Below are 24114 nucleotides of genomic sequence, written 5' to 3'. Positions count from 1 at the left end.
GGGGGGATCTGTAAATATAAATATTGTTAACACTACAACGCTCATTGCTATAACTTGGTAAATACTATGAAAAGAAGAAAATTATTAACTAATTTAGGACTTTTAACCGCCAGTAGCCTAATTCCTCTTAGTAAAAATGTATGGATTGGGCAAGAAACTACAGCAACCTCTAGACAACAAAAATTAATCGTTATTTTTCTCAGGGGAGGAGCAGATGGACTAAATATTGTAGTACCATATCAAGACCCTGAATACTATATTGCTCGCCCTAGTCTAGCTTTACCTCCACCTCAAAAAACTGATGGAGTTATCGATTTAGATGGTTATTTTGGATTACATCCTGCCTTAGCTCCTCTGATGCCCTTGTGGAGAGAAAAAAACTTGGCTTTTGTACATGCCTGTGGTTCTCCTGATTCCACTCGCTCTCACTTTCAAGCTCAAGATTATCTGGAAAATGGTACTCCAGGAGATATTAAAACAAATACTGGTTGGCTGAATCGACTTTTATCTCTCTTACCTGGTGATCATCCCGTAAAAGGGGTGAATTTAGGAAGAACTACACCTTATATACTAAGGGGTACAGCACCTGTAGTCAATGTTCCCCCAGAAAAGCAAAAACAGCATTCTCCCATCAATCGAGGGGGAATCACTGAGGCTTTAGACCAACTATATCACGGGAATGATCTTCTCAGCTTAGCTTACCAAGACGGGAGAGAAAGTCAACAGATTCTTATAGAAGAGTTAAATGAAGAAATGATGGAGCAATCTATTCAAGACTATCAATCTAAGCGAGGAGTGACTAAAGATTTACTGAAATTAGCTCAATTAATCAAAGGTGATGCACAAAGCACCATAGGTTTTGTCAATGTTGGAGGATGGGATACTCATACTTCTCAACATCATAGTTTGAATAGATCTCTTGAAATTTTAGTAGAAGGATTAAATACTTTAGTCCAAGAATTAGATACAGTTTATCAAAATACCTTGATTGTAGTTGTTTCAGAATTTGGTCGTACAGTGAGAGAAAATGGAAATCGCGGCACAGACCATGGACATGGTAATGTGATGTGGTTAATGGGAGGTAATATACCTGGAGGAAAAGTATATGGAGAATGGTTAGGCTTAGGAGAATCGAATCTCTATCAACAGCGAGATTTAGCTATCACTACAGATTTTCGCCAAATTCTTTGGTTTATGTTAGCTGAACATTTTCAGCTTAGTTACTCTCAAATGAGTCAAGTTTTTCCTAATTATCATCCAGATAAAAAGCTCTTTTTATAAGAAATGTAGGGACATAATAAGATTTATTGCTGATCTTAAATTTCATATTTTAATACAAGCTATAATTGTATGTAAGATGATTTGATAAGAATTAATCATGACTACAGCAAAAATAACCAAAGCAAAAATATGGCTTGTTGATCAAAACAATAACAATAGTTTGGTGCTTCCCGAAACCAATAAAATTAGCGCAGAAAATTTAATAGCTCCAGCGCAACCATTTACTATTAATATGCTTGGGACCCAAATATTTGAAAAGTTAGATAAACATACCGATAATGATATTCTCATTAGAACTCGTACAGTTTGGAGCAATGAGCGAGTAGATAGGGTTAATTGTTGGGAAAAAGATTTTCCCTCAGGAAAATTTTTGAGAGCTAATGATGCAAGAGATAATCATTATGAAAATATGTTTTTCACTGATGATTATTTAGGAGGAGAAATAAGTATACGTATTGCTGTTATCGAAGTAGATACTTACGATTCAGAAAGAGACCAAATAGTTACTAGTTTTCAACAACTATACCAAAAATTTGGTGCAGTTTTTCCTGTTTTGTCGCCATATATTTCTATAGGTGATGTTGTTTTTAGCACAATTAAAAAGATATCTGATTTAATGCAAAAAGATGAGACAATTATTGAGGTTGATTGTGATTTTCGTGAATGTAAACCGGGGAGTAATGTTCCCATAGGTAAAATACCTTTAAAAGCTGGAACTTATGTTGCTTTTAAAGAAGAGTTTCAAGGAAAAGCCGTTAGGATAACACATGAAGGTAAAATAGAATCTAAAGGAGAAGGAAGTTTTGACGTTACTGATATCATACCTTCTTATGTAGTCTTTCAAATCATACAGGAAAAGCCTCAAAATCCAGACTATGTAATCGGACAAGAAATAGCAGCTTTATTGACTAAAGTAAACGCAGCTAAGAATAAATCTTCAACTGCTGCTTCTCTTGACTTCCTCAAGGAAATTTTCACAGGTGCTAAGATTATCCAGGATTTAGACAGATATCAAGAATTAACTCGCCGTAAAAAAAATGGTGCTACACTAACCGAGTTTGAAACACAGCGTTTAGCTGAATTAGAAGAAGAATTAAAGAATATCCCAGTATAAATGTAATAAGGCGCTAATGAGAGAGTGAAAAATAGTTTTTTGTCATAAAACTATGAGTATCTTTGCTTTTTTCTGGATAACTGTGAAGTGTGTTGTAATGATAATTATTTTTATTGTTACCTGAGAAACCCACCAAAACAAGTTGACATACTCCCGCCAGAAGAATTAAATTTATGGTCAATCTAACCTAAGATAGAAATATTATTGAACCTAATCTTACTATTAATTCAATGAATATTTGGCCAAAAATTAAACAAAAAATCGCTCTTGATGGTTTAAGTCAGTTAATCAAGATAAGTCTCAATCGTATTTTCTTAAAATTTCCCTTTGGTGATAAAATTATTCATCGTCCCTATTACATATCACCGGAGGGTTATCCTTTATCCTCTTACTCTATCTTAATGCCTGAGTGGTTAAAAAACACTCCCAACTTATCAGACACGAGAATTTTATTTTTATCTGACACTTCTACTGTTGAGATGACTCCCCTCATTGATTATCTTCAAAAGAATTGTCAAAGTTTTAAAATAACTTCACCTAATCATCTAGGGTTATTTACTAAATTATCTCAACAGGATGTAATTTTTCTAGTAGATATTCCCTTTAGTCATCGACTGCGCCAAATTTTAAAGTATTCTTATTCTCATTATCTCCCCACTTTTTCTCTTGCTACTCAATCGACATTTACCAAAGAAAAGCTACAGACTTATTTAAGTACAGATTTTATATTAACTCCAGAGACTAGTTTAATAGAAAAATATCCAGAAAAAAAATATAAACTTTTTCTTTTTGATTTTAAGCAAAACCCAGATAAGCTTCCAGCTATTTTTACAGAGGCAATCAGCCAATACAAAAGTAGATATTTTCCCAAAGTAACTATCATATCTACCTTAGATAAAGCCATAGATAAATCAGTTATTCAAGATTGCTGGTTATCTTATGTTAATCAATCTTATTTGGGAGAAATACAGATTATTATAGTTGACTTATACCATCAATTATCGGGAAAAGATGAACAGAATATCTTAGAAAATTTACCTCTGACTATAACTATATCTGAATCTAGAGAAGAGAGTTTATCTCTAGCAATCGGGGATTTAATCCTCTTCACTAAATCTAACTATTATCTGAATGAAGACTATGTAAAAAGTCATGTTATTTCCCATAGTTACCAAGATTGTGATATATCCATTGGTAACGCTATTTTTATTTCAAAACAAGCTAATCTTAAAGAAAGTTATGAAAACCTCGATAAAAAATCAGTTGCTAATCAGTTTTTTAAACGAGATCCAATAAATCCCCATAGTTTTGTTAACATAAGCTTAAATCATCTTGGCATTAAAAGAAAGTGGGGAGAAGATAATTTAGATATTTTTAATCTAGAAGATCTAGAATTAGGTTATCAACTCTATCAACAGGGTTTAAGATTACAGTTTACCACAAGTGCCTTTACTCTATCTCCTCAACCAGTTTCCTCAGAAGATACTTTCCCAAGCATTACACAATTATCTGGTTTATTAACCACTTATCCACCCATATCTTTAGTTGTGAGGCGATGGCTTTTACAAAAATACCCAGATCTAAATTTAGATAATTCTCACATCTGTTTAGCTTCCCTTTATAATCAACCTCCACGAGTGAAGATTCTTACTTATCCTTGGCATATTTCCCATCAATATGAATTGTATAAACTGCCATATCAATTTACTCTAATTACAGATGTAGGTACATGGAGTGCGAGTGGGTGGAACTTACAACATCGACCAATTCCAGAAAATATTCTGTTTAAATCAATTAGAGAAATAAATCCTCAAGATTATGACTTAGCTATTCTTCATTTTGATGAAAATGTTCTTTCACCAGAACAAAGTAATGGCAAGATTAGTAAAGACTGGGGAGATAGTTTTAAGTTTTTTCGAGAAAAGATAGATTTACCCAAGGTAGCTATATGTCATGGAACACCACAATTTTATGGTCAATATGACCTTAGTTATGACCAGTCTAACTTATTACAAACTATTGAATCTGAAAGAGAAAAATTAGTCAATTATTTAGGAGATATACTAGTAATCAATAATTCCCATCAAGCACAACGAGAATGGAATTTTAAAAACAGTAAAGTAATTTGGCATGGATTTGATCCTACAGAATTTCCACCCACAACCTATACTCAGGGGATTTTATCACCCTTTGGTGAAGCAGTCACCTCTAGACCACATTATCGAGGTTATCAGATTTATAAGTCTGTTTTAGAGAATTTTCCCCGTGAATACTTTCCTTCTATTTTATCAGTACCAGAACCCCATATCTTATTACAGGGGAATGAATACGCGCAAACTAGATTTAGAAACTATGTAGATAATATTAGAGAATATTCTATTTATTTTAATCCTACCATTAGATCTCCTATGCCGCGATCGCGTGGCGAAGCCATGATGTGTGGTTTAGTAACCGTTAGTTTAAAAAATCACGATGTGGATATGTTTATAGATAATGGTATCAATGGATTTTATGGCGATACCCCCGCAGAAATTAGAGAAATTTTCTTATATCTTCTCCATAATCCCCAAGAAACCGATAAAATTGGACAAAGAGGTAGAGAATTAGCCATGGATATTTTTAATCATGATCGCTATTTAAAAGCTTGGCATGAAACACTCTTACAATTAATCTAACTTAAAATCGTTTATAATCACCTAAACACAATGAATTAATATCCCCAAAAATATGAATCAATTGTTACAACAAGCTTTTTATGAAGCACAAAAGCTATCCGATGCTCTTCAAGATGAATTAGCTCAACAAATGTTGGCAGATATCGAAAATGAACTAAAATGGCAAAAAACTTTAGAAAATCCAGATAATGACTTAGATATTCTCAGAAAAATGGCTAAAGACGCATTAGACGAAGATCAAGAAGGTAAAACTGAAGACAAAGGTTTTGGCGAAGAATAAGAAGAATAAGAAGAATAATAACAATAATGAGATCTTCTAGAACTAGGGATTTTCGACAAAAATTTGTAAAATTACCTCCAAGAGTAAAGGAAACAGCAAAAAAGAACTATAAACTCTGGAAACAAAATCCATTTCATCCCAGTTTAGAATTTAAACAAGTAAAAGAACAACAGAACATTTGGTCAGTCAGAATAGGTATAGGATGGCGTGCATTAGGAGTAATGAAAATTAGTGAACAAAAAATTATCTGGTTTTGGGTTGGATCTCATGCTGAATATGACAAACTTCTGAATAAAAAGTAAAAGAAATAAAATTTATGCTTGTTATCCGTCATTTAATCTAACTTTCTGTATGTATCGTATTGCTGCTTATATCACCGCCTATGAAGATATCGACGCTGTTAAAAGATGTATAACCGCGATTAAAAATCAGTCTTATCCTGTAGACAAGATTTACATCATAGATAATTCTACTATTCCTCTTAGCAATTTAATCGATGACCATCACCTACTTATCTTTGACCATCATCCTGATAATATTGGTATTGCCGCAGGCTTAAATATTAGTATGAATTGGTCAAAACAGGAAAACTACGATTTTTTGTGGACCTTTGACCAAGATAGTCAACCAACGCCAGAGGCTTTAACTTCTTTAATTAACACCTATCAAAAGTTAAGAGATAGTCAAGTTAAACCGGGAATTGTTGCCTGTTTACCGATTGATGTATCTACAGGATATGAGTTACATGGTTTAGTTTTTACTCGCCATAAATTTAGAGAAATCCCAGAATCTAAAAGGCAAAGTGATTATTATGAATGTGATTTAGTGATTACTTCTGGTTCTCTAGTTGTAGTAAGTGCCGTTAATGATATCTCTCCCCTAAATGAGAATTTATTTATTGATGCAGTGGACTGGGATTTATGCTTAAAATTAAAGCAACAAAATTATAGTATTTACGTAGATAAAAATGCTGTTTTGAATCATCACTATGGTAGTTCTTATTACGTAACTATACCTATACTTAAGAAACAACTAGCTATTAGTAATTATTCTTCTCTACGCTACTACTATATCTCTCGCAACCAAACTTTTATGGAAACTCGCTACGCCTTTACTCACCATAGGGGGATAATTACAGTTATCTATCGCCTGATTAATATGAACAAAAAACTCCTAAAAATAGTTATGTTTGAAAAAAATCAAGTGCTATTAAAACTCTATGCTACGATAATAGGAACAATCCAAGGATTGCAGGGAAATTTAAATAAGCGTTGGTACTCTTAGGGGTTTTTATAGAAATAACAGATATTTATTAATATTACTTGCTTGAGAATTACTATAGAGGAAAATATTATTTCAAACTAAGTAAATCCTAAATTTCATTTAAATTACCCCCTAATTCTCTTAATTTATAGCAAATTGATTAAAAAATCCTAAAAATATAGAAGCCGACTAGATCCCCCCAACCCCCCTTATTAAGCTATGCTTTATAAACATCTTTCTTAACATAAAACTTGACAAAAACACCAACTTGTGATTAAGTGCTTTTTCAGATTTTGTTTAAGAAAATAATGTATAAACAAATACATTATTTAGGAAATTAAGTAATTTTACTTAAAAATTTCTCCCTGCTCCCTGCTCCCTGCTCCCTGCTATACAAGGGTTTCAGAGTTGCTTATCAAGGATAGCGCAATTTCGGGGGGCTGTTTTATTCTAAAATAAAAACCCGGAACAGATGAAAGCGGCCCAATAAACAGGATGAGAAAAAGGTTTAGACTCTTGACAAAAAGAATCTAATTTTTTTTTGGCTTGATAAATGCCCTTGGCAATTTGGTCATGTTTTTTGTATTCTTCATCTAGTTGCTGATACATTGGAGAAGCTGGTGGATGAGTATTTCTTGCTTGTTTAGTTTTTTTAAGCAAAGTTGACCTTTCCTTGAGTTTTTCTGTCAAAAAATCATTTAGGGTTGGTTGGTAGTTTTGTCTAAGAGTTTCACCTGTAAGATTTCGCAGTTGAAATTGAGCTTTTTTAATTGACTCTAATTGCTTATTTCCTTGCTCTCTATATTGATAATAAAATAATGAAAATAGGGCGGTTGCTAAATCATTTACTGACCAGAGTGTACTAATCACACTTTTTGCCCCTGCACAAATAAAACCTGTGGCAAGAGTTAAAATATCATTAGTTATTTCAGGCGGACACAAGCTAGTTTCACAGCAAGAAAGAAAAACGCATTCTAACTGAGGACTGCGCCAAGCAGGAGTTAATAATTGAGCCAGAGTAATCCGTCCATTGGCTAAAATTAATGCTGATTCTAAAGGATTATCAAGCCGCGCTTGGGCATGATGGCTAGAATGAATTACTTGGACTTTTCCCAGCAATTCCCGATAGTTGCTCACACTAGCTTGTTGACTGCCTTTTAAATATTGATGATTAGGAATGTTGTACAAATTAACTATTTGTTCTCCTTCCCAATTAGCATAAGGTAAATCTTCAGTAGCATTTTCAACGATACCATACTTTAAATTATTATCTGTTGAGAGACGATTGTGACAAAATTTGAGAATTTGACAACTAGGAACATAACGAATCAAAAATTTATCCCCTAGATATTGACTTTCTGCAATTGGTAAAGCAGCAAAGGGAATTTGATGTAAAGCTAGATGAGGAATTATAATTAATTCTGAAATATTTTGCAGATGTTGTGCTATCAAATCATTTAATTTCAAGACTTCAGCTAGTTCTGATGTTAATGAATGAAATTTTTCTTTCCAATTATCTTGGTTATCTATATATTGCCCTAGCCAATCAGTTAAAATTAATGTTTGTAAAGTTGACACTCCCAATCCAGTGCAAGTGTGTAAATTAATTTGATTTTGCCGAATTATAAAGATATGGGTGTCATAGGGAGTAATAAAAAAGCTCAAAATAGCTGTTGTAGGAAATTTAATTAGCTGCTGTATAGATGACAAATTCATGTGAGTTACTTGAATTTGACTGGCTGACACAGGATCTAAATGGCGAATTTGTTCCCAAATTTGCTGTTTATCAGCTTCTAAATTGGCAATGATTTCGTTATCAGCTTGAAGAGCAACACGATTATCAAATATATTATTACCAACAAGAGATTCTCTCTCATGATCAATTTGCTGTTGGATAGCTTCAAAATCTTGTAAATACTTTTGAATTTCTGAGGGGATTTCACTATCCCAATAAAGGTCATTAATTTCTATTAAATCTACCAATCGTTTTGAGCGAGAACGTTCGACGTATTCAACAGCTTTATCGAGTTGTTTATTATTAAGACAAGCTTGCACCATATTGTAGTAAATATCAAGAGAACTAAGTAAGATTTTTTGACGGCCTAATTCTGAACCAGTCCAAGTGCGACTAGTTTCTACAGCCTCAATTGCTAGACCATAACCTTTAATCGCTTCAGCCCAATCACCAATTTTCAAAGCCGTATTTCCTAGCATTTCTCCTGTCTGCCGACAATATTGGGGAAAAGCTGTGGGGGTGAAAATTTTTAAGGCTGAGCGATAACAAGTAATTGCTGCTTCTTCTTGCTCTTGTTGTGAGAAAACATTGCCTAAATTCATCTGAGTCATAGCCCAGTGTCGGGGAAATTCTTGTTTAGTAAAGATTTGTAAAGCTGCTTGATGATGGGAGATCGCCTTATCTAAGTTTTTCCTGGTATCAAGATAAGCATTACCTAGATTCATCTGTACTCCTGCCCAATCTAGGGGAAATTCTTCTTGGGTGTAGACTTGTAAAGCTGCTTGATAAGCGGCGATCGCCATTTCTAGATTTTCTGCGGCATCCCCTTGACGTCTCTGACGATAGGCAGAGCCAATATTCATTTGAGTTTGAGCCCAAAGTTCGGGCAACTCTTCGCGCTTACGAACCTCAAGAGCATTTTGATAACAGGCGATCGCTTTTTCTAAATTCTCATCCGCATCATCTGTCACATTTTCAGGTTTGTAAATAAGACCTAGATTGTTTTGAATTGCTCCCCATCTTTCAGGATATTGATCCCTTGTATAAACCTCCAAAGCTGCTTCCCCTGCTTTGATTGCTAATTCAGCGTTTTCTGCTTGATCTCCCCGAATTCGAGAGCCATAAGCAATCAGCAAATTATTGTGAATTTCTGCCCAAATGTTACCAATTTTAAAAGAATTATTTGAATAAGAAATTGATTTTTCTATGTTTTCTGCTTCTGTACCCTTTATTCTACGGTTATAGATTTGTAAAGCATTATTTAAAAAATCAAGGGATTTTTCTATGTTTTCTGCTCGTTCACCCTTTATTCTACGGTGATAAATATTTCCTAACCCTAACTGACATATAAATGTAGAAAATTGTTCTCGGAAAGTTTCCCCATGGAAAATTTTAGAAGCAATTTCATATCCTGTCAGGGCAATTTCTAAATTATTCCCCTCATTACCTTGTCGAAATTCTTGAAATAGAAAGCTTGAGCAAATAAGCATTGTCCCTAAAGCTTCTGCTTCTTCCGAGGATACTTGAGAAAGCAAACCTTCTATGTGTAGTTTCAATACAGTAACAAAGCGTTCATCTAATTTGTCTTGATTTGCTTTGAGTAAAGGGTATACATTTTCGATATTTTCTGGGTTTTTTGATAATGCTTCCCATAACTGACTCTGGAATACTGCACGCAAATCATTTTGAATAGTTTCCCATTGTTGAGGAAAATCTTGCTTGGTAAAAACAGTAGCAGCTACCTCATAACCTGTAACAGCAATTTTCAACTTAATTGTTAGATCACCTTGAGGAAATCGGCGAATTAAACTACTAAAACTGACAATATTTGCAGCAATTTGAATAGCTTGACCTGATGGTATGTGTTCATAAAGATCCTTAAACCTTTGGAAGTTTTGAACAAATTCTTCATCTAATTTATCTAGATTATTTTCCAGAAACGGATAGACGATATCAGGGTTTCCATTGTTATCAGCAATTATCTGTAGTATCTGTCCGAGGAATTGTGCATTTGAGTGAAATTCTTGCAATTGCTGATCATCTATCAAGTCTAAAATACTTGGTAAACCAGAACGTTTAGCATATATTTCGGCTTGATCTCTTTCCCCATTGATTAGACAAAAAATTACTATGCCTATATAAGCTTCAATTGCTTCGGGAATTTCTTGTAAATGAGAAATACCACCCTGTCGGCGAATTTGTTCTACAGCTTCAATAGCGATCTGATAACCTCTCATAGCTTCTGCTTTCAAGTCAGCAGCTACGGCGGCTTTAGCCAAAATTAAGCCAGTTCTGATACAATCTCTAGGGAAATTGGTGGGAGTAAAGAATTGCAGCGCGGCGCGGCAACATTCCAAGGCTTCAGTTAATTGACTTGCTTGATAATAGGCATTTCCCAAACTACTGGTTGTCGCCCCCCATCGTTCAGGATAATCATATATTGTATAAACTTCCAATGCCTTAAGATATGCCGCAATAGCCTTCTCTAAATTCTGTTGTTTATTTCCTCTAATCCTTGCTGTGTAAGCATTAGCTAGGTTATGTTGACTACTAGCCCAATAATAGGGTGATTTCCTCTCACGTACTTGTAAGGCGACTTGATAGCAAGCGATGGCCTTCTCTAAACTCTGTGCCTTATCACCTTCAATTCTATTAAGGTAGGCATTCCCCAAATTATTTTGAATTGTACTCCAAAGTTCAGGCATCTCATGGCGGTTAACTACTGTTAAAGCAGTTTCATAACAAGAAATTGACTTTTCGATGTTGTCAGCTTTGTTTCCTATAATTCTGTCAGTATATACAAGACCCAGATTATTTTGCACAAAAGCCCAATTTTGGGGAAAAGCGACAGGAGTGTAAACACTTTGGGCATTATTACCAGCAATAATTGCCTTTTCTAGGTTATCTGCACGATTTCCTCTGAGACGATGGCGATAAGGAGGTACTAAATTAAGTTGAATCTCTGCCCAAATTTCTGAAGAAATCTCAGGAGTAAAGATATTAGCTAATGCTTCTAAACCTGTAATGGCAATTTCTAAGTTAATCTCCCGATTACCAAGGGGAAATTCCCAAAGCAATATAGAAAAATTAATAACACTCCATCCGACTCTTATTAATGCTTCTCGGTTTAAATTGGTTATCCAGTCATGAAACTGTTCATAAAAATCTTCATTGATTTGATGTAAGTTCGCTCTAAGCAGAGGGTAAACCTTTTTTGGGTTATCTTGATTTTGAGCGATCGCTCCCAATATTTCAGCTAAAAAATCCATTGTGTAATCTCTATGTATTCCCAGTTCTTGACTCAACCAATTAGCTACATTTTGCAAAAAGTAAGCAGAATCAATATCTCCTTGGTTTGCTCGGATTTGAGATACCATCAAAAGGGTTTCTACCAATCCTGCATCAACTAGATGTGAATGCTTCCTAAGAACCTTCATTTCCTTACCAATAGGAGATTTGAGTAGCTGCTTAATCAATTTAAAATAAGCTTTTTGGCGTTTAGTAAAATCTGGTGATTTTTGAGAACCGAAACCTTTATTCATATAATTTATAGCAATGAGCTAATAGATGTTGACAAAAATAATGAAAAGCCCCCCTTGGTAAGGGGGTTAGGGGGATCATTGGTGATAAATGTTGTTAAAACCACTGCGGTCACTGGTATATTTACTTACAAAAATATTTTAAATAAAGTGTAATTTAGATATGGCGCTAAAATTACTCAGCATTTTCCCAAATTTCTGCTAACTTCTCCATTAACATTTCCGCTAAATCTTCTAATTCATGATCATCTAACTGAATTGTTTCACGGGTAGCACTAACAGTCATAGCATCGACCCCTAATATTTCACCTCCTGCATATCGCCACTCAAATTCTTCCGCAGTTCGGTAAAGAAGCTCGAATCTTGCCACAATTTCTGATAAAGGTTTACTTTGCAAGACATTACGTACTTCTTGAGCCACTACATCATCTGTTTCAAGAAAGGCGATCGCTTCTTCTAAACGAGTAATTTGTTCTAAAAGAGTTTCAATCGGCTGAAGTTCTGACACTGCTAACTGTGTCTCTGGATTTGCTTGATCATAGGTAGGGGCAAATCCTAATATTTCTACTGAGTCTAAGCTTTCTTGAAACTGTACTGCTACATAACCAATTTGATTTTCTCTGGTATTCAGCAATAAGATAACAGTTTGTTGAGGTAAAACTGGACAGCATTCTAACTTGCCCACATTGGGAATTACCAAATCAGCTACATTTGATAAAGCTGCTGTTACCGGATTCAGGCAATCTGATTCTGTTAAATCTGTTGGTATTTGCAACCATTTTAAATAACAGTGAACAGCATAAACTGCTAAGACATTTAAGTAAACTCGTTTTCCTTTTTCAACAGTACTTTGTTGAGCTGCTAACTCTCTGGCTCTAGAATGAATATCTAAATCTAATGGTACCCTGGGGAAAGATGTGCTGTTCATAACGACTCCTCCTGTTTATATCCCAAATCTTCAGCTATTTTTTGTAGTATGGGTAGGCATTTTCTCTTCCAATGGGAATTGACAGTTGTATAGGGAATGGTCAACTCTTGAGCTATCTGGGCAAATTTATCGGGCGGTTCTTTTATGACCAGTCTTTGGCTTAGGAATTGACAATTACAGTGGGGAGAGTTACTAGGATGACTATTTTTGAGCTTATCTTCGGGATCTTGCTCAATGTAAAGTTCCAAGTCTAAACCAATACGTCTAGTAGTTTCCCGCATACTGCTTTCTATTAAACCCTCCAATCCACTCAAAGTGAAATTAGAGAGATTATCCTGCATCGTTATTTCCTTAATATTTGGCGCCACTGGAACATCTAAACTGAGTGGAGGATCTTTAGCAGGACAGTATAAATCTCTAATTCGCCAGCCTAAGTAGCTGTTAACCCACTTCAGCAAACTTTCTCTCACGGAATCAGAATCAGGTTCAAATCGAGTAATATTCTCACTAACCCATTCTAGAGTACGGTTTAATGCCGCATGATAGTTTGGATGAGAGGATTTAGCTAATCCTGGAAGTTGCTGGATTTCCAGTAGTAACCTATTCATGTTGAACCGCCATTGTCTGCTTTTAGGTGGGTTTTGACGTACCTGCGTAATTAAAGTAGTTAACCTTTGCTCTAGGTCATCCATAGAGGTATTGCTTGAGTTATATTGTAGTTTACAAGCCTGTTCTCATTGATCCGAATGCTTATATCTATCTCGGAAGCTGAAAAATCTGGCTGATTCCTGGCGGGAACAGATTATTGCCACGGGAATTATTACAAGTATAACAAGCTAAACGCAAATTTGAAATATGATTAGACCCGCCTCGGCTTTTGGGAATTAAGTGTTCAATAGTTCTTTCAGATTTTTTCATTTGTTTCCCACACCAGCAACAATAGTTCCCATACATCTGTAATAATTGCTGTCTTTTGTGACGCTTCCTCGTAGAAGACATATTAGCCATAATTTTATTGCCTTTTTTTGATTGGTTCACTTACTTAACAGGGCAATGTCCAAAAATTACGCAGAGTTTTTGATCCTGTTGCTGAAAATTGAGTATTTTTTTTTATAGTGATACCAAATCCGGTTTTCAAAGTGCCTTTATCTCAGCTCTTGCACTCCTGTTAAAAATACCTAGGCTTTGACTGCAAAGGTAGATTGTTGGGTTTCGTTTCCTCAACCCAACCTACAATAATTTATATCATTTCCCCTAAAAACAAGAACTTATGTGTCCTATAGCGTTACGTAGACAAGAGACATTTTGATCCCCCCTAACCCAATACTGCGTAGGTTTTGAATCAAACATATTTATTTTGAGAAAGCAGGGAGCACGGTCGCAGGGAGCAGGGAGAGGGGTTTTTGGCTTTGTAATTAATCTACTTTCAACCTTACTCTAATCAATAATTTTCTCTTAACCGAGCAGTATTGCCCCCTAACCCCCCTTGAAAAAGCTATCCTTTATAAGCAACTCACCAAACCCTTGTATAGCAGGGAGCACGGTCGCAGGGAGCAGGGAGAGGGGTTTTAAGTAAAATTACTTAAGTTGTGGATAAAATGTATATTGCTATACATTATTTTCTTAAACAAAATCTAAAAAAGCACAAACCCACAAGTTGCGGTTTTTGTCAAGTTTTATGTTAAGAAAGATGTTTATAAAGCATAGCTTGAAAAAGGGGGGGAAAGAGCTTTATTTTGATGTCAAACACGATAATCCGTAGGGCTATAATAGACTGAGATCAAAGCACCAGTACGTTTGTACTAATTTAACTGTCAGAAAAATTCATTCATTTAGTGGTTTCGGTGGGTTTTTTTGTTCAAAAAAGTAAGTATAAATACTTAAAAAAACTCATTACTCATTACTCATTACTCAACCTCCACCAGTAAATGAGTGATAAAGATGCTTTGGTGTGAGGATATGGCGGTTTTCGACAATTATGTTTTGGTAATTAAATTTAAAAGAAAAAATGTGAAACTTAGTAATAGTCTACTTTTGCCTTGGGGGTGGCGCTATAAGTACTAGTTGTTGAAAAATAAATTTGATTACCAACCATTTTTTAGGGGGTTTTAAGTCCTTAATTACTGGTAAATTAAATAGCTGCATAACTTGCTTAAATTCCTCTAGTCTACCTCTACGCAACATACGGAAAGCACCAGCTAAAATAAATTGATGAAAAAATCTATTTTGACAATCTTGTAACTCTGAGTCCGTTAAGAGGTTCAAACTAGCAACTCTATCAAAAAATCCTAGTAAAGTAGTCACGGTATTTTGATTAAACACTCCCATAGTCAAAGCTTGAGAATGGACAGTATAGGCGCAGGTAGTAAGAGAGACACAATAGACACCATAGCGACTAAACAGGCGAATCCACATATCAATATCCGTTGGTTCTCCCCATTGGGGGTCAAAATAACCAACTTCATTAAATACTTGACGTTGAATAGCGATCGCCGGAAATCTTACCCAAGAAGAATTAGATAAAAGACTAATTAAGGCTTGGGGAGGCGCTAAGTATTGTGTTTGAATAAATCTCTGGGTTTTTAATACCTTTTCTTGTTCGTTAACTACTTCTACACCAAACAACAGGACATGATATTTATCTTTTACTGTCTTTAGAGTTGTAATTAAATTCTCAACTCCCCCCGGTAATAAAAAGTCATCATCATGAAGAACCACTATATATTCTCCTGAGGCAAGTTTAATCGCTTGATTCCAATTTTCAGCCATACCTAGACGTGGAGAATTAGCTTGGTATTTAGCTTTTCCTGTCCAGTAATCAAGCAATTCTTCAGCGATTAAGCCACAGGTGGCATCAGAAGAGTCATCAGAAACGATAATTTCTACCTCTTGAGAAAATTGAGGATTAACAGCAGTAATTGAAGTAATCGTTCTTTTTAGCCATTCTGGACGATTATAAGCAGGGATACATATACTGAGAAGAGGAGATGAGTTCATTTTAAATCAAATTCAATCTATATTAATTGTAAATAAATTGTGTTGAAAATTGACTATCCACCTTGGTTACAACCTGGCGATCGCCTTTCGGTAATCGCCCCTTCTGGCAATTTACGCAATCTAGAAGATTGGCAAGCAGGATTAGATATTTGGCGTAACCATGGCTATAAATTAGCAATTAGCCAGCAATGTTACCTTACTACTGGTTATCTTGCGGGTACAGATGAACAACGTCGCCAAGCTTTAAAAACAGCCTGGTTAGATCCTGATTGCCGTGGCATTCTCTGCGCTAGGGGTGGTTATGGCGCCATGAGACTTTTAGAGGATTGGCAATGGCATCAAGAAGATAGTTATATATCTAAGTGGTTAATTGGCTTTTCCGATGTAACAGCCTTATTATGGAGTTTAGCTAAATCAGGTATCGCCAGTATTCACGGTCCGATGATAACTACTATAGCATCAGAACCGGAGTGGTCAATCGAACGTCTATTTAAACTAGTGTCTGGGGAAAAATTACCACCTTTGGTTGGTCAAGGATGGGGAAGAGGTCAAGCAACAGGTTTATTACTGCCGGGAAATCTAACTGTAGCAACTCATTTGTTAAATACATCTTTACATCCACCCTTGGATGAGGTAATTTTAGCTGTAGAAGAAGTTGCAGAAGTTCCCTATCGTATTGATCGCCTTTTAACTCAATGGCGGCTGCTAGGCTTATTGTCACAAGTAAAGGGGATTGCTTTGGGACGTTTTAGCGGTTGTGATGCCCCCTCTCATATCTCTAGTTGGACAGTAAAAGAAGTATTGCGCGATCGCCTAGGGGAGTTAAATATTCCCATTGTTGGGGATTTGCCCTTTGGACATCGGGGTGCCAATGCTGCTTTAATTGTAGGAGAGAGAGTCGTTTTAGATGGGGATAGAGGAATATTAGTTCAGGCATGAATCAGTTAAGATGTTTAGGTATTGACCCAGGTTTAAATATGATTGGTTGGGCATTGTTAATGGGAGAACAATCACAACATCCCAACTTATTTGACTATGGAACTATAGAAACAAGTAAACAACTATCTACTTCTGAGAGATTGGTAATTATTGAAGCAGATATGATGAGTTTAGTGGCGGAATTTCAACCTAACTTGATTGCCATAGAAATGCCTTTTTTCACTAGAGAAATTAAAGCCGCAGGAGGAGTCTTGCAAGCCTTGGGTATTATTAATTTGGTTTGTTATCGAGAAACTAAGATTAATCCTGTGTTGCTGCATCAATCCTCATGGAAAGCACATCTAGGCAATGGGAGGGCAAAAAAAGCCGAAGTAGCCTTGATGGTGCAGTCTTTATTTGTTTTACCTGATTTGCCCCGAGATGATACTGTAGATGCGATCGCCATTGCCTATGCTGCTTTTTGTGGCTTACGAAATCAAATTGCTTAATATGAAATGAGATAAGATTTCTAGGTAAACTAAGTTTAAGCAAAAAAAATTTTAAACATGAAAGAATTATTATATATAGAAGTACCAGAAACAGAACCTCAAAAAGTTACCTTATGGCTACAAAATGACTGGAAACCAGTGTATGGAGAAAAAAAAGCCACTCAAACAGGAGTCTTATTAAATTTACCTGAGTTAAAAACCAATAAATCAAACCAAGTGCTTTCTATATTTACTTGGTCATTACAGAGAACTACTTATTTAAAAGTTTTTCGCTATTCAGCGAAAGCCTTTCGGGAGGAAGGAAAAATCATTAAACAACTAGAAAAAGAAATAAGAGAATATTTTCCCCATAAATATCCTCAACTACCTGTAATTGACCTAGAAAAATCTGTATTTAGCCAATTAGCTGCTTACTATCCCAAAACAACCCACTATTTTGCCAAAATGCCTCAAGGAGAATTTTACCTAAAAAGAGCCTATTGGTGGGAGAAACGCTGGAGGGAATATCTTTCTAATCCTCAAAAACCCCAACAAGTGATCTTTCCTATCGCCAATCAGAGTAACCTAGATACAGAATACGACTTAATTTATCTAGGTGGAGCTCTCGGCTCAATTCATGCGGCGGTTATGGCCCAAAAAGGATATAAAGTTCTCCTAGTGGAAAGATTGCCCTTTGGTAAAATGAATAGAGAATGGAATATTTCCCGAGATGAAATCCAAACTTTAGTTAGATTAAATTTATTTACCCCAGCAGAAATTGAAGAGCTCATCGCCAGAGAATATCGCGACGGTTTTAATAAATTTTTTGATGGCAACAATCCACCTCATCTCAAAGCCAAGGTTTTACATACTCCCAAAGTACTCAATTTAGCTTTAGACGCTGAAAAACTGCTGAAACTCTGTGGAGAGAAGTTAATAGCCGCAGGTGGAGAAATTTGGGATGAAACGGAATTTAAAAGCGCTCAAATCGCTCCGAAACAAGTTATAGTTAATTTAGTTAATTTACCCAGCAATCAACCCAAACAGGCAACAGGACGTCTATTAGTTGATGCTATGGGTACTGCTTCTCCCATCGCTTGGCAGTTAAATGGGGAGCGGACTTTTGATAGTGTTTGTCCCACAGTAGGAGCGGTAGTTGAATCAGGTTTTGAGCCACAGGTTTGGGATAATAACTACGGAGATGTACTGAATTCTCATGGGGATATTTCTCGCGGACGTCAGCTAATATGGGAGTTATTTCCTGGTGCTAACTCAGAATTAACCATTTATCTATTTCACTACCATCGAGTAGATCCCCACAATCCTGGATCTCTTCTAGAGATGTATGAAGACTTTTTTAACATCCTACCGGAGTATCGTCGTTGTGACTTAGAAAAACTAGTTTGGAAAAAACCGACCTTTGGTTATATTCCAGGACATTTTACTATGAGTCAAGGCGATCGCCAAGTGGCTTTTGATCGTTTAGTCACTATCGGTGATGCGGCTTCTTTGCAATCTCCCCTAATTTTCACTGGTTTCGGCTCTCTAGTGCGCAACCTAGGCCGTTTAACCATACTATTAGATAATGCTTTAAAATACGATTTACTCCAGGCTAAAAACCTCAATCAAATTCGTGCCTACCAAAGCAATGTCTCTGTAACTTGGTTATTCTCCAAAGGAATGATGGTACCTACGGGGAAAACTTTACCACCTCAGCGAGTCAATTCCATGTTAAATACTTTTTTTGGTATTTTAGCCGATGAACCACCGATTGTGGCCGATACTTTTATTAAAGATCGTACTAGTTGGCTAACTTTTACGCGCCTTGCCCTCAAAGCTGCTCGTAAAAACCCTATTTTGTTAATCTGGATTATGGAAATGGCTGGTTATCAAGATTTAATCCGTTGGCTTGGTTCTTACGTTATATTTACTATAGACGCTTTTAAAAATATCTTATTGGTAGGATTTTTTCCTCAATGGTTAAAAAAATCCCAATCTTGGTTAGAAAAGCGTTTTCCGGTTTTATGGTTTAGACTACTATGCTTCTCCTATAGTCTTAGAAGTTGATATCTATATGGTTAAGTAAATAAACAGAACTTTTCTCAGTTTCTGAGTTTTTTACTACCGTTTTAATTTCAACCGAAAAAATTTGACTATAATTGCCATCAGGCAATGAGTCGCTCACGCTCAATATTTACTTTCATCTGGGAATCTTAATTAAAATAACCAAAAAACTCCATAAACTAAACTTTTAGTTCATTGATATGAGGTTTTGCTAAGGTCTCAGGGCTATAACTAAGCTGTAAAAATTTATGTTGACAGAGAAAACAAAATTGTCTATCTTAAAAGTGCTAAAAAAAACAGGGCAATTTATGGAAATTTGTCAGTTAATATTTAAAATGATAGTAAAAATAATTTAGTAATTAACCCTAAAAACCCTCTAACACCTTACACACTTATATTTATATAACAATTATGACAAAAAAAGAGCAAACAGATACAAAAAATACATACAATACAAACTACCCGCAGTTTATAGAAATATCAGCAACGTCAGAGCGTATCACAAAAGATAATCACTCTTCAGGAAATTCTTTCTTTTCATCCCAGCAAAATTACGGGGATAATCAGGGAAATCCTGAAGAAACCAGTGGAGGTAATCAAATTGTACCTAGTAATGTAGCTCAAATAAAAGTGATAGGTGTAGGAGGAGGAGGTTGTAATGCGGTTAATAGAATGATTGCAAGTGACTTAGTAGGAGTAGAATTTTGGGCAATTAACACAGATGCCCAAGCCCTATCCTATGCTGACGCTTTAAATCGTCTACAAATAGGCAAGAAAATTACCCGAGGGTTGGGAGCAGGTGGGAATCCAGCCATTGGACAAAAAGCAGCGGAAGAATCCCGAGATGAAATCGCCGCCGCCCTAGAAAATACTGATATGGTGTTCATAACTGCCGGAATGGGAGGAGGAACTGGTACAGGTGCAGCACCAATAGTAGCAGAAGTAGCGAAGGAGATGGGATGTTTAACCGTAGGAGTGGTAACCAGACCATTTACATTTGAAGGTCGTAAACGCACAAGTCAAGCTGAAGAGGGGATAAATGCTCTAGCCACTAGAGTTGATACTCTAATTATTATACCTAATAATCAGTTGTTATCAGTGATCAACCCAGATACTCCAGTGCAAGAAGCCTTCCGCACAGCAGATGACGTGTTAAGACAAGGGGTTCAAGGGATTTCAGACATAATCACCATACCAGGCTTAGTAAATGTGGATTTTGCCGATATTAGAGCGGTAATGGCAGACGCAGGCTCAGCATTGATGGGGATAGGCATAGGCACAGGTAAATCAAGGGCAAAAGAAGGGGCAATAGCCGCTATCTCTTCACCCTTGATTGAATCGTCTATCGAAGGAGCTAAGGGGGTAGTACTAAATATAACAGGAGGGAATGATTTGACTTTGCACGAAGTCAACTCAGCAGCAGAAATTATTTACGAAATAGTAGATCCTAACGCCAATATCATCTTTGGGGCGGTGATTGATGAAGAGATGCAAGGAGAAATTAGAATAACTGTGATTGCAACAGGTTTTAATGGAGAACAAAAATCTATTCCAGAAACTATTAGCAATACACAGAAACCACCAGTACGACCAGGAAATCAACCGAAACCTCGGCCAACATATCGCTCTGAATCAAGTTCAGCTTTAGATATACCAGAATTTCTGCAAAGACGTCGTTTTTCTAAATCAGATGAATAATTATTCTAATAATTATCCTAATAATTATCCGATTGTTCTCACAATCGCAGGCTCCGATAGTGGTGGAGGAGCGGGAATTCAAGCAGATTTACGAACTTTTGCCTTTCATTGTGTTCACGGAACTAGTGCCATCACTTGTGTTACAGCACAAAATACAGTTGGCGTAACTGAAGTAGTACCTATAGCATCGGCAATGGTAGCAAAGCAAATAGCTACAGTAGCAGAGGATATGTCTTTAGCAGCAGTAAAACTAGGAATGCTTCTATCTTCAGAAATTATCACGACTGTGGCTGAGGAATTAGAGAAACTCAAGATTACTAATCTAGTAGTAGACCCAGTAATGGTATCCCGTACAGGTGCTCAACTCCTCGATGATACCGCAGTAACAAAGATAATCGAATTACTGCTTCCTCAAGCTTTAGTGGTTACCCCCAATATTTACGAAGCTCAAATGATCACAGGGAGCAAAATAACCAGTATAGCTGAGATGCAAGCTGCTGCTAGAAAAATTCAGAGCTTTGGTAGTAAAAATGTACTAATAAAAGGCGGTTCTCTAGCAAAAGAATTACAAGGAGTAGATGTGTGGTACGATGGGAAAGAATACTTGACTATGAAAACCGAGCAAATACCAACTAAAAATAATCATGGTACCGGATGTACTTTGGGTGCCGCTATAACCGCTAATTTAGCTTGGGGAAAATCACCCCTAGGGGCGACAATAGCAGCAAAAGAATATGTAACCACAGCCTTGCAATATTCTCTCAATATAGGTCAAGGACATGGTCCGGTAGGTCATTTCTTTCCATTGCTAAGTATAGAAAAATCAAACAATATTTATGGAAATTATTAAAGCAATACGAGGAACTAGAGATATATTGCCAGAGGAAGTGAACTACTGGCAAGAAATAGAAACAAAAGCACGTCAAATCTTTAAACAAGCTTGTTACCAAGAAATCAGACCACCAATATTTGAACAAACTAGCTTATTCGCTCGGGGAATAGGGGAAGATACAGATGTAGTAGGGAAAGAAATGTATACTTTCCTAGACAAAGGAGAACGCTCAATAACTCTAAGACCAGAAGGAACAGCAGGAGTGGTAAGAGCTTACATAGAGAATAATCTGAGCAAAGGTGGTGTACAAAGACTGTGGTACACAGGTCCAATGTTTCGCTACGAAAGACCCCAAGCGGGACGCCAAAGACAATTCCATCAAATAGGTCTAGAGTTACTAGGCAGTTCTCAACCACGAGCAGATGTAGAAGCGATCGCCCTAGCCACAGATTTACTCAGCCAATTAGGTTTAGTAAGTTTGAAATTGGCAATTAACTCTGTAGGCACTAAGGCAGATAGACAAGTATATCGTAACGCCCTAGTAGATTATCTCAGCCCCTATAAACAAGATTTAGATACAGACTCTCAAATCCGTCTTGAACGTAACCCCCTACGGATACTTGATAGCAAAGATGAAGGGACCCGGAAAATTACGGAAAACGCTCCCAAAATTATCGACTGTTTAAGTTCAGAATCAAAAGCACACTTTGAACAGGTACAACAATTACTCACAGAGTTAGGAATCAACTACTATATCGATAACCGTCTCGTGAGAGGGTTAGATTATTACACTCACACAGCCTTTGAAATTCAATCAGACGAACTGGGGGCTCAAGCAACCGTATGTGGAGGAGGACGCTATGACGGCTTAATAGCAGAATTGGGAGGCCCGGATACCCCCGCCATAGGCTGGGCAATTGGTATGGAAAGACTAATTATCCTACTCCAAGAAAAGTACCCCCAAATAACCACAAGACCAGATTTTTATCTAGTCTCCCGCGGGGAAAAAGCAGAAGCTAAAGCCTTGATTGTTGCTCAAAAACTACGTAAAAGCGGTTTTATAGTAGACTTAGACCTGAGTGGGAGTGCCTTTGGTAAACAGTTTAAACGGGCAGATCGCAAACAGGCGATCGCTTCTCTAATTATAGGTGAACAAGAAGCAGAAACCGATACTGTAAACTTAAAATGGATGAATACCCAAACTCAAGAAACTTGGAAAATTGGTGAACTTTTCACCCAAAGTCCAGAACTACAATTAAAAATAAATCAGTTAAAATAAATCAGTTAAAATAAACTAGTTAAATGAGCATTTGGCAATTTTTTCTCGAAGAAAAAGGTAAAAGAGAGCTGATTCCTGTGACAACCAGCATTTTTACTCTCACACCAGGATGCTATCGAGTTATTGTTGAGTCTAACATGATTGATACATCAGTGGAAATTAGTTTAAGATATCAAGAAGCTCAAGTAGACACAGAATTTAACTTCACTGACAAATATTTACGACTCACTGACTCTGAGGGAAAATTAACAGTTACACCTTTTTTAGATTTATCCCCTTCCAGCATTCTCACCATTAGATGTCAAAACGATATTTTTGGTGAGTTTATGGGTAAGAGTTGGCAACAAAATCTTCAGCTTAATATTTTGTCTGATTCTACCCTCCAAGATGCAGACTCCAATCAATTTAACCTAAAATTGAATTTAGAGCGACAAGTTTTAATTAAAGAAGTACAAAACTCTATTTCTCTATCTGGTCAAATTACTAGTGAATTAGAGAATCATATCACCAACGGGAAAATAACTTATTCTTTAAATAATCCAAAAACTGGTGAAATCTTACTAACTCATCGGGAAAAATTGTTAAATCTTAATTTACCCTTTGATTTTAACTATGATATAAAAATTAATCCTGAATGGGATACTTGTTTAATTTTAGGGACAATTTGTCTTGAAGCTTGGAAGGAAGAATCTACTTTTGAACAAACCCTAAACTTTACTATTCTAGATAGTCTGCCTTTACTATACCAAAGATTAAAGCAAGTAGAACACAGCTTTGAACCCTCTCCTCATGCCCAGATAGATTTGTTAGATGTTAAAAAATTACCTGCTAACAAACTAACCCTATCTAGTTCTGATTCTAATAATGTTTTACCCCCTAATTTGAAGTTATCATCATCATCTCACTTGGATTTCTCACAAATGGGAGTAGACCAAGCCTTGCTGAGGTTAGACTTGAGAAAAAAATTTAGTGCCCGTTTGAGTAATTTAGCCCACCAGGATATTAATGAGTTTTGAAGTAATG

General features: G+C 36.2%; 18 protein-coding genes. 13 read left to right on the top strand and 5 right to left on the bottom strand.

Annotated features, from left to right (window positions below; translation table 11 throughout):
* Positions 1–66: 66 nt before the first annotated feature.
* From MW688_RS23710 to MW688_RS23685, 6 genes are all read left to right on the top strand, one after another.
* The gene (locus MW688_RS23710) at positions 67–1281 is read left to right on the top strand and encodes a DUF1501 domain-containing protein (protein ID WP_486738480.1); all 1215 of its coding nucleotides are present in this window, start codon (positions 67–69) and stop codon (positions 1279–1281) included.
* Between the two features lie 97 nt (positions 1282–1378).
* Positions 1379–2395 (top strand): hypothetical protein, encoded by a 1017-nt coding sequence (locus MW688_RS23705; protein WP_486738479.1) that lies wholly within the window; start codon positions 1379–1381, stop codon positions 2393–2395.
* A 230-nt stretch (positions 2396–2625) separates the two neighbouring features.
* Positions 2626–5070: a glycosyltransferase gene (locus MW688_RS23700; RefSeq protein ID WP_486738478.1), complete on the top strand. Its 2445-nt coding sequence runs from the start codon at positions 2626–2628 to the stop codon at positions 5068–5070.
* A gap of 52 nt (positions 5071–5122) precedes the next feature.
* Positions 5123–5350 carry a hypothetical protein gene (locus MW688_RS23695; protein ID WP_486738477.1) on the top strand — a complete coding sequence of 76 codons (228 nt, stop codon included), beginning with the start codon at positions 5123–5125 and terminating at the stop codon, positions 5348–5350.
* Between the two features lie 26 nt (positions 5351–5376).
* On the top strand, positions 5377–5652 hold the full coding sequence (locus MW688_RS23690; protein WP_486738476.1) for a ParE family toxin-like protein: 276 nt from the start codon (positions 5377–5379) through the stop codon (positions 5650–5652).
* A 49-nt stretch (positions 5653–5701) separates the two neighbouring features.
* Positions 5702–6634, top strand: a complete 933-nt coding sequence (locus MW688_RS23685) for a glycosyltransferase family 2 protein (protein WP_486738475.1) — start codon at positions 5702–5704, stop codon at positions 6632–6634.
* 429 nt (positions 6635–7063) lie between these two features.
* Here MW688_RS23685 and MW688_RS23680 read toward each other — a convergent pair whose 3' ends face one another.
* The 5 genes from MW688_RS23680 to MW688_RS23660 form a co-directional block, all read right to left on the bottom strand.
* Positions 7064–11890, bottom strand: coding sequence for a CHAT domain-containing protein (locus MW688_RS23680; protein WP_486738474.1), 4827 nt, complete (start codon positions 11888–11890; stop codon positions 7064–7066).
* Between the two features lie 172 nt (positions 11891–12062).
* Positions 12063–12815 (bottom strand): DUF1822 family protein, encoded by a 753-nt coding sequence (locus MW688_RS23675; protein ID WP_486738473.1) that lies wholly within the window; start codon positions 12813–12815, stop codon positions 12063–12065.
* A complete protein-coding gene (locus MW688_RS23670; RefSeq protein ID WP_486738472.1) occupies positions 12812–13423 on the bottom strand; it encodes a hypothetical protein in 612 nt (203 codons plus the stop codon). Before MW688_RS23670 ends, MW688_RS23675 begins: the two co-directional genes overlap by 4 nt.
* A gap of 148 nt (positions 13424–13571) precedes the next feature.
* Positions 13572–13853 (bottom strand): HNH endonuclease, encoded by a 282-nt coding sequence (locus tag MW688_RS23665; protein WP_486738471.1) that lies wholly within the window; start codon positions 13851–13853, stop codon positions 13572–13574.
* Positions 13854–14843: 990 nt separating this feature from the next.
* Positions 14844–15812 carry a glycosyltransferase family 2 protein gene (locus MW688_RS23660; RefSeq protein ID WP_486738470.1) on the bottom strand — a complete coding sequence of 323 codons (969 nt, stop codon included), beginning with the start codon at positions 15810–15812 and terminating at the stop codon, positions 14844–14846.
* Between the two features lie 48 nt (positions 15813–15860).
* Here MW688_RS23660 and MW688_RS23655 point away from each other — a divergent pair, with 48 nt between their 5' ends.
* From MW688_RS23655 to MW688_RS23625, 7 genes are all read left to right on the top strand, one after another.
* The gene (locus tag MW688_RS23655; RefSeq protein WP_486738484.1) at positions 15861–16751 is read left to right on the top strand and encodes a S66 peptidase family protein; all 891 of its coding nucleotides are present in this window, start codon (positions 15861–15863) and stop codon (positions 16749–16751) included.
* A complete protein-coding gene (locus MW688_RS23650) occupies positions 16748–17239 on the top strand; it encodes a crossover junction endodeoxyribonuclease RuvC (protein ID WP_486738469.1) in 492 nt (163 codons plus the stop codon). Before MW688_RS23655 ends, MW688_RS23650 begins: the two co-directional genes overlap by 4 nt.
* A 57-nt stretch (positions 17240–17296) precedes the next feature.
* Entirely contained in the window at positions 17297–19285 is a 1989-nt protein-coding gene (locus MW688_RS23645) for an NAD(P)/FAD-dependent oxidoreductase (protein WP_486738468.1), read from the top strand.
* A 408-nt stretch (positions 19286–19693) separates the two neighbouring features.
* A complete protein-coding gene (gene ftsZ, locus MW688_RS23640) occupies positions 19694–20980 on the top strand; it encodes a cell division protein FtsZ (protein ID WP_486738467.1) in 1287 nt (428 codons plus the stop codon).
* Positions 20973–21830 carry a bifunctional hydroxymethylpyrimidine kinase/phosphomethylpyrimidine kinase gene (thiD, locus tag MW688_RS23635; RefSeq protein ID WP_486738466.1) on the top strand — a complete coding sequence of 286 codons (858 nt, stop codon included), beginning with the start codon at positions 20973–20975 and terminating at the stop codon, positions 21828–21830. Before ftsZ ends, thiD begins: the two co-directional genes overlap by 8 nt.
* Positions 21817–23091 carry a histidine--tRNA ligase gene (gene hisS, locus MW688_RS23630; RefSeq protein ID WP_486738465.1) on the top strand — a complete coding sequence of 425 codons (1275 nt, stop codon included), beginning with the start codon at positions 21817–21819 and terminating at the stop codon, positions 23089–23091. Before thiD ends, hisS begins: the two co-directional genes overlap by 14 nt.
* A gap of 23 nt (positions 23092–23114) precedes the next feature.
* Positions 23115–24107, top strand: a complete 993-nt coding sequence (locus MW688_RS23625) for a hypothetical protein (protein WP_486738464.1) — start codon at positions 23115–23117, stop codon at positions 24105–24107.
* Positions 24108–24114: the final 7 nt, after the last annotated feature.

The organism is Johannesbaptistia floridana (assembly GCF_057440575.1).
Note: the sequence above shows the minus strand (reverse complement) of the source record. Positions and strands in the feature narration are given on the sequence as shown.

Coding starts and splice junctions, on each gene's coding strand:
- thiD (WP_486738466.1), top strand. CDS start 20,973: ATGAATAATTATTCTAATAATTATCCTAATAATTATCCGATTGTTCTC.
- MW688_RS23650 (WP_486738469.1), top strand. CDS start 16,748: ATGAATCAGTTAAGATGTTTAGGTATTGACCCAGGTTTAAATATGATT.
- MW688_RS23645 (WP_486738468.1), top strand. CDS start 17,297: ATGAAAGAATTATTATATATAGAAGTACCAGAAACAGAACCTCAAAAA.
- ftsZ (WP_486738467.1), top strand. CDS start 19,694: ATGACAAAAAAAGAGCAAACAGATACAAAAAATACATACAATACAAAC.
- MW688_RS23660 (WP_486738470.1), bottom strand. CDS start 15,812: ATGAACTCATCTCCTCTTCTCAGTATATGTATCCCTGCTTATAATCGT.
- MW688_RS23670 (WP_486738472.1), bottom strand. CDS start 13,423: ATGAATAGGTTACTACTGGAAATCCAGCAACTTCCAGGATTAGCTAAA.
- MW688_RS23680 (WP_486738474.1), bottom strand. CDS start 11,890: ATGAATAAAGGTTTCGGTTCTCAAAAATCACCAGATTTTACTAAACGC.
- MW688_RS23675 (WP_486738473.1), bottom strand. CDS start 12,815: ATGAACAGCACATCTTTCCCCAGGGTACCATTAGATTTAGATATTCAT.
- MW688_RS23705 (WP_486738479.1), top strand. CDS start 1,379: ATGACTACAGCAAAAATAACCAAAGCAAAAATATGGCTTGTTGATCAA.
- MW688_RS23710 (WP_486738480.1), top strand. CDS start 67: ATGAAAAGAAGAAAATTATTAACTAATTTAGGACTTTTAACCGCCAGT.
- MW688_RS23695 (WP_486738477.1), top strand. CDS start 5,123: ATGAATCAATTGTTACAACAAGCTTTTTATGAAGCACAAAAGCTATCC.
- MW688_RS23685 (WP_486738475.1), top strand. CDS start 5,702: ATGTATCGTATTGCTGCTTATATCACCGCCTATGAAGATATCGACGCT.
- MW688_RS23700 (WP_486738478.1), top strand. CDS start 2,626: ATGAATATTTGGCCAAAAATTAAACAAAAAATCGCTCTTGATGGTTTA.
- hisS (WP_486738465.1), top strand. CDS start 21,817: ATGGAAATTATTAAAGCAATACGAGGAACTAGAGATATATTGCCAGAG.
- MW688_RS23690 (WP_486738476.1), top strand. CDS start 5,377: ATGAGATCTTCTAGAACTAGGGATTTTCGACAAAAATTTGTAAAATTA.
- MW688_RS23625 (WP_486738464.1), top strand. CDS start 23,115: ATGAGCATTTGGCAATTTTTTCTCGAAGAAAAAGGTAAAAGAGAGCTG.